6 protein-coding genes are annotated in these 6,304 nt (G+C 74.6%); 3 read left to right on the top strand and 3 right to left on the bottom strand.

Going from position 1 to position 6,304, the window contains the following annotated elements; translation table 11 throughout:
• Positions 1-193 precede the first annotated feature (193 nt).
• Positions 194-1,258, top strand: a complete 1,065-nt coding sequence (locus tag AB8Z75_RS30085) for a YncE family protein (protein WP_369207492.1) — start codon at positions 194-196, stop codon at positions 1,256-1,258.
• Positions 1,259-1,274: 16 nt separating this feature from the next.
• On the opposite strand, the gene AB8Z75_RS30090 is transcribed toward AB8Z75_RS30085, so the two are convergent.
• Together AB8Z75_RS30090 and AB8Z75_RS30095 are read right to left on the bottom strand one after the other, a co-directional pair.
• The gene (locus tag AB8Z75_RS30090) at positions 1,275-2,531 is read right to left on the bottom strand and encodes an amidohydrolase (protein ID WP_369207494.1); all 1,257 of its coding nucleotides are present in this window, start codon (positions 2,529-2,531) and stop codon (positions 1,275-1,277) included.
• Positions 2,528-3,142, bottom strand: a complete 615-nt coding sequence (locus AB8Z75_RS30095; RefSeq protein WP_369207502.1) for an MFS transporter — start codon at positions 3,140-3,142, stop codon at positions 2,528-2,530. The genes AB8Z75_RS30090 and AB8Z75_RS30095 overlap by 4 nt, the downstream gene beginning before the upstream one ends.
• A 32-nt stretch (positions 3,143-3,174) precedes the next feature.
• Between AB8Z75_RS30095 and AB8Z75_RS30100 the strand changes: the two genes are divergently transcribed.
• On the top strand, positions 3,175-3,816 hold the full coding sequence (locus AB8Z75_RS30100) for a hypothetical protein (RefSeq protein WP_369207496.1): 642 nt from the start codon (positions 3,175-3,177) through the stop codon (positions 3,814-3,816).
• A 258-nt stretch (positions 3,817-4,074) separates the two neighbouring features.
• Positions 4,075-5,094 carry an Lrp/AsnC family transcriptional regulator gene (locus AB8Z75_RS30105; protein ID WP_369207498.1) on the top strand — a complete coding sequence of 340 codons (1,020 nt, stop codon included), beginning with the start codon at positions 4,075-4,077 and terminating at the stop codon, positions 5,092-5,094.
• Positions 5,095-5,126: 32 nt separating this feature from the next.
• Here the strand turns inward: AB8Z75_RS30105 and AB8Z75_RS30110 are convergent.
• Positions 5,127-6,304: carboxylesterase family protein (locus AB8Z75_RS30110; protein ID WP_369207500.1), on the bottom strand; the 1,178-nt coding region annotated here is incomplete at its 5' end.

The following is a 6,304-nucleotide window of genomic DNA, read 5'->3' on the forward strand; positions in this document are numbered from 1 at the left end:
GGGCAGCCGGGGCGGGTGGTGCGGTGCGCCCTCGGGCGGCGCGGTGGTGGTCATGGTGCTGGGCTCCGGGTGGCGCGGCGTGCGAGTGGGCAGCAGCTTACCCCCGGAGGGTGAAACTTAGGTAAGGCTAAGCTAAGTTAACCCCTGTCCGCCTCCACCCAGGAGGCGCGCACACCGAGGAGACCGACGCAGCATGACCACACTGACCTGCCGTATCCGCCGTACCGCCGCCGTCGCCGTGGCCCTCGCCGCCGGCAGCACGCTGACGCAGACGGCCACCGCCACCGCCGCGCCCGCGCAACCCGCCCACCACCGCGGCGCGCACGTCACCTCCGCACCCCTGACGACCGGCCTCTACCAGTCCGCGTACTCCGAGCGGAACCACGTGCTGTGGACGACCTCGGCCGTGGGCCGCCCGCCGGTGACCGAGTCCGCGCTGCTCAAGGTCGATCCCCGCACCCTGAAGGTGAAGGACACCCTCCAGCCGCCGGTCACCGACCCGGCGACCGGCGCCGTCGAGGCGGTCTACGGCGTCGCCGTGGACGACGAGCACAACACGGTCTGGACGACCAACACCCGCGACAACTCGGTGGCCGTCTACAGCCAGCGCGACGGCAAGCACCTGGCGACGCTCGAAGGCGTCGAGCACGCCCGCGAGGTCGTCGTCGACGAACGGCACAACACGGCGTGGGCCAGCGGCTTCGGAAACGGCACACTCGTCGCCTTCGACACCCGCACCCACCAGGAGACCAAGCGCGTCACGGTCGAGGGCTCCTCCCCCACCGGGCTCGCCGTCAACGAGCGCACCGGCACCGTCTACGCCGCCGACCTCGACGGTGACCGCATCCTCGCCCTCTCCCCGCACGCCAAGGAGCCCACCACCATCCCCGCGGGCGACGGCCCGATCTCCGTCGCCCTCTCCCGCGACGGACGCACCGCCTACACCGCGAACCAGGAAGCCGGCACCGTCTCGGTGGTGGACCTGCGCAAGGGCGAGGTCACCAAGTCCGTACCGACCGGGGAGGGCACACTGTCCGTCGCCACCGACCCGCGCTCGGGCCGGGTGCTGGCCGCCAACCGGACGGCGGGCGACCTCAGCGTCATCGACCCGCGCCGCGGCACCGTGGTCGAGTCCCTGGCCACAGGGCCGAACCCGAACCACGTCACCGTCTCCAGGACCGCCGCCTACGTCGTGGACAAGTCGGGCTCGGGACCGGCGGGCGAGGACCAGGTGCACCGGGTGCGGCTCGGCCGCTGAGGCGGCGGCGCGCCGGTCAGTGTGGCGCGCCCTCCCGGGACCGGCGCGCCACACCGTCGAGGAGGCGGCGGCGCTGCGCCTCGTTTGTGGCCAGTTCCACGCCGACGTGCGCCAGGGCCCTCGCCCCGTCCAGCACCGCGCGGTCGGCCCCCTCGCTCGTGCCGTACGCGGCGAACTCGGCCGTGTGCTGGAGGGCGCCGTGCGTCTCGTAGCCGACGGTCGGGTGGATCGTCGGCACGGCGTGGGAGACGTTGCCCATGTCCGTGGAGGCCATCAGCTCCCCGTGCCGGGGCTCGGGCGTACGCCCCAGTGCGCCCGCCGCCCGCACGTAGGCCTCGGTCATGAAGGGGTCCTGGCGCAGCTCGGCGAAGTCCTCGCCGTGCTGCGCCAGCTCCAGTTCGGCGCCGGAGGCCAGGGCGCCGGCCTCGAAGCAGGCGCGCACGCGCGCCCTGAGCTGGGCGAGCTGCTCGGCCGTGGGCGCCCGCAGCTCGTAGCGCGCCCGGGTGCGCGCGGGCACGACGTTCACCGCCTGCCCACCGTCGGTGACGATCCCGTGCACCAGCGTGCCGGGCGTCAGATGCTGGCGCAGCAGGCCCAGCGCGGTCTGCGCGACGGTCATGGCGTCCAGCGCGTTGACGCCTTCCCACGGAGCGAGGGCGGCGTGGGCCGGCCTGCCGTGGAAGGTGACGTCCCAGGCCCCGATCGCCAACGACGAGGCGCCGACCGTGTCGACGGGCGCCGCGTGCACCATCATGGCCGCCGCCACACCGTCGAAGACTCCGGCCTTCAGCAGCAGGGCCTTGCCGCCGACGTCCTCCTCCGCCGGTGTGCCGACGAGTCGCACGCGCACGCCGATCCGGTCGGCGACCGCCGCGAGACCCAGCGCCGCGCCGACCGCAGCCGCACCGTTCACGTTGTGGCCGCAGGCGTGTCCGATGCCGGGAAGCGCGTCGTACTCCGCGCACAGGGCCACGGTCAGATCGCCGGTGCCGTAGTCGGCCACGAGCGCGGTCGGCAGTCCGGCGACGCCGCGGGTCACCGCGAAGCCCGCCGCGTCGAGGAGGTCCCCGATCTTCGCGGCCGACCTGTGCTCCTCCAACGCGGTCTCGGGTTCCGCGTGCAGGCTGTGGCTCAGGGCGAGCAGGCGCGCGCGCCACTGCTCGACGGCGCCGGACACCCCGGCGGCCGGCTCGCGTTGGTACGCGTCCGCCGACTCGCGTTGGTACGCGTCCGCCGGCGCCGGCCGCGCCGCCCGTGTCGTCGAGTCCTTCATACCGCGTCTCCGTTCCGTGTGAGGGGCTGTGCCGGTCGTACGGGGGTGCGCCCGTGCCCGGCCGTGCCGTGGCGGAAGGCCAGTCCGACGACGGCGCCCAGCAGGGCGACCCCGGCGCACACGCTCCAGCTCCAGCGGAAGGCCGCCAGGGTGAGGGGGCCGCCGGGGGCCGTGGAGTGGTGTGCCGCGAACAGGGCACCGATCACGGCCGCGCCGATGGCCGCGCCCAGGGAGAGGGCCAGTTCGTTGAGTCCGACGGAGAGCGCCGTCTCGTCCTCGTCGACGACCTCCGCCGCGAGGGTGCGGGTGACCGCCTCGAAGATGCCGGTGGCCAGGCCGACCAGGAGCGCACCCACGAGGTAGGGGGCTGCCGAGCCGTTGCCCGCGGTCATGGTGAGGAAGCCCGCCGCGCACACGGCGCCGCCGAGGGCGAGCATCGTCTTGTCGCCCACGCGCCCGGCCAGCCGCGGGGTCGCCGTGGAGCCCAGGCACCCGATGACGACCATGGCGAGTGAGACGAGCGCGATCGTGCGCGATCCCCAGCCCATGCCGTAGCCCGCCTCGTCGGGGTCGGTGCCGAGGAAGACCGCGTTCGCGCCGAGGAAGCCGATCGTGCCGAAGGCGAGGCAGAAAGGTGTGCACGTTGACCACGGCGAGCCGCGAGCCGCGCAGCAGCCGCACCTTCACCAGCGGGTGCGCCGCCCGGTGTTCGACCGCGACCCAGGCGGCGAGCAGGGCGAGCGCCAGCGCGGCCGTGCCGCAGGAGGCGGGCGAGGCCCAGCCCCAGCTGCCGCCCTGCGCCAGGACGAGGACGAGCGCCACCAGCCCCAGGGTCAGCAGGGTCGCCGCGCCGAAGTGGAAGTGCCCGCCACGCGCCGCGCTGCCCTCGGGCAGCAGGAGCGCGGCGACCAGCGCCGCGGCACCCAGCGGAACCGCCGTCCACAGCCCGGCCACGGCGTGCCCCTCGCTGAGCGTTCCCGCGACGAGCCCGCCGCCGCCGATCGAGACGAGCAGGGCCCCGACCAGTACGGACATTCCGGTGCGGCCCAACTCGGGTGCACGGGAGCGCAGAATGCCGGCGAGCAGCGGGAAGAATCCGACCACCGCCCCTTGCAAGCCCATGCCGAGGGCCAGGGTGGGCGTGGCGGGCCATGCCGCCATCAGCAGCGAGCCGCCCGTCACCATCGATACGGACACCCGCAGCACCCTGCGGTGCCCGTACAGGTCGCCGAGGCGTGAGAGCAGCGGCGTCATCACCGCGAAGGCGAGCTGGGAGAGGAGGTAGAGGTTGTTCTGGCCGACGCTGCCGACCCCGATGTGGGCTCCGATACCCGGCAGCAGCGGAGTGAGGTAGCCCTGGACGACTCCGCTGCACACCACGACGACCGCCATGGTCGCCAGCAGTCCCCGCCCCGAACCGATGCCTGCGGCCACAGTTGCCTCACCCCTTCTGGTGGCTGGAAACCGATGTGGCGGCTACTGTGCGGGCACCGGCCGCAAGGGTCGGGAAGTTCTTCGGAAACGGGCACGAGAGCCGGTACGCATGCGGGAAACGGTCGTCGCCAGCGAGCTGGACCTCGCTCTGGTCCACGCGCTGCAACTGCGCCCCAGGGCGTCCTGGGCCGAACTGGCTCCGCCTCTGGGCGTCACGCCCGGCACTCTCGCGCGGCGCTGGGAGCGGCTGGCCGGTGCGGGGCTGGCCTGGGTGTACGCGGCGCCGGGGCGGGAGTTCTCCCGCACCCGCTGCACCGCCTTCGTGCTGGTGCGCTGCCGCCCGGGTGCCCGCGGCCGGCTCGCCGAGCGGCTGGCCGGTCTGCACGAGGTCGTCACGGTCGAGCTCACGGCTTCCGGCTCGGCCTCGCTGCTGCTCGACGTGCTGGCGCCCGACCTGCCGTCACTGACCGCTCTGGTCCTCGAACGCCTGGAGCGGCTGCCCGGCGTCACCGGGGTGGACACGCTCCTGACCACGTCACTGCCGGTGGAGGGGAGCCGCTGGCGGCTGCGTTCCCTGGACGCGGCCCAACTGGCGGCGCTGGGAAGGGCCGGGGCACGGCCGCGCGATGCGGTCTCCTCCGTCGGCCTGGACCGCGTCGACCGCGACCTGCTCGACGTCCTCGTCCGCGACGGGCGGTCCGGGTTCGCCGCGCTCGCGGAGCACACCGGCGCGAGCCCGGCCACGGTGCGGCGCAGGCTGCGCCGCCTCACCGAGTCGGGGGTGATCGTCTTCCGCTGCGACATGGCGGAGGGGTTGACGGGCCTGCCCGTGCCCGTCACCTTCCTGGGCCGGGCGCCGGCCCGCGACGTCAACGCCATTCACCGTACGCTCGCCGCCCTGCCCGAGTGCCGTCTGGTCGCCGCCGTCACGGGGCGGGACAACATCCTCGTCACGCTCTGGCTGCCCGGCGTGGGGGACATCCAGCGCCGCGAGACGGCCCTGTGCGCCCGGCTGCCCTCCCTCACCGTCACCGACCGCATCGTCGGCCTGCGCACGGTCAAGCGGATGGGCCACCTGCTGGACGAGCAGGGCCGCCGCACCGGCACCCGGCCCATCCGCCCCTGGTAGCCGGGGCCCCGCGGCAGGTCACCGACCGCGCCTCACGGGCCGACGGACACGAGCGGTGCGGGCAGTGCTCCCGGGTCTCCGGTGCGGGCGAAGGCCAGCCAGCGGGCGCGCACGGCACGGCCGAGGGACTCGACGTCCTCCCAGGCCGTCTCGCCGAGCATCGGTGAGCCTCGCCATGCGTCCCGGGAGCCGAGAAGCAGGGGAAGTTCGACGCAGTGGGTGGCACCCAGCGGTGACCCGGCGGGCCGCCAGTCGAGGCGGTAGGCGTGGACGCGGGCCCCGGACTGGCGCAACTGCCCGCCGAAATGGGCGAGCGGCGTCTCGTAGACCTGGCGGGTCCGCTCGGTGACCGTGTCGGTGCGGCCGGAGAGCGGCGGGAAGGCGGACATGTCCTCCGCGTTCCACCCGTACATGACGTCCAGTTCCCCGGCGCGCGCGGTGAGGCCGAGTCCCGGTCCCGCGAGGGGCGCGGCGCCGGTCACCGGGGTGAACGGAGGTTCCAGAGTGCTGCCCGAGCGGCGCTGGTGGTCCGCGGCGGTACGGCCTTGGGCCACCAGCAGCGCCTCGGGGGCGGCGGTGCGCGGGTCGCCGCCGAGGTGGTCGGCGAACATGCGTCCGATGTCGTGGGCCTGCTGGCGGGGGCGGGCCGCCACGGGCAGGGGCGCGCTCTGCAGCACGGCGCGCCGGAAGAGCCCGTCGGCTTCGGGTACGGCCATCAGCAGCCGGATCGAGAGGGCGCCCGCGGACTGTCCGAACACGGTGACGTTGCCGGGATCGCCGCCCCAGTCCGCGATGTGGTCGCGGACCCAGCGGAGGGCTTCGAGCTGGTCGAGGAGGCCGAGGTTGCCGTCGCTGACCCCGTCGAGAACGAGGTAGCCCAGGGCGCCGAGGCGGTAGTTGACGCCGACCACCACGGCGTCTCCCTCGGCGGCGAGCGCTCCCCCGTCGTACCAGTCGAGGATGCCCCCACCGCTGCTGAAGCCGCCGCCGTGCAGCCAAACGAGCACGGGCCGGGCCCCGCCGTCCCTGGCGGGCGTGGTGACGGTCAGGTGCAGGCAGTCCTCGCTCTGCGGACGGCGGTCGTGCGGCGGGCCCATCACCGCGTCGAGCCGGGAGGGCGGTTGGGGGCAGATCCGGCCACCCGCAGGGGCGGTCTCGTGACGGGGCCGATCCGGTACGCCACGGCGGAGCGCTTCGCGCCGCCCCGCCC

The organism is Streptomyces sp. PU-14G (assembly GCF_041028275.1).
GTDB lineage: Bacteria > Actinomycetota > Actinomycetes > Streptomycetales > Streptomycetaceae > Streptomyces.

Excerpts from the sequence above, each read along its gene's own strand:
- AB8Z75_RS30085 (WP_369207492.1), top strand. The coding sequence starts at position 194 with ATGACCACACTGACCTGCCGTATCCGCCGTACCGCCGCCGTCGCCGTG.
- AB8Z75_RS30090 (WP_369207494.1), bottom strand. The coding sequence starts at position 2,531 with ATGAAGGACTCGACGACACGGGCGGCGCGGCCGGCGCCGGCGGACGCG.
- AB8Z75_RS30105 (WP_369207498.1), top strand. The coding sequence starts at position 4,075 with ATGCGGGAAACGGTCGTCGCCAGCGAGCTGGACCTCGCTCTGGTCCAC.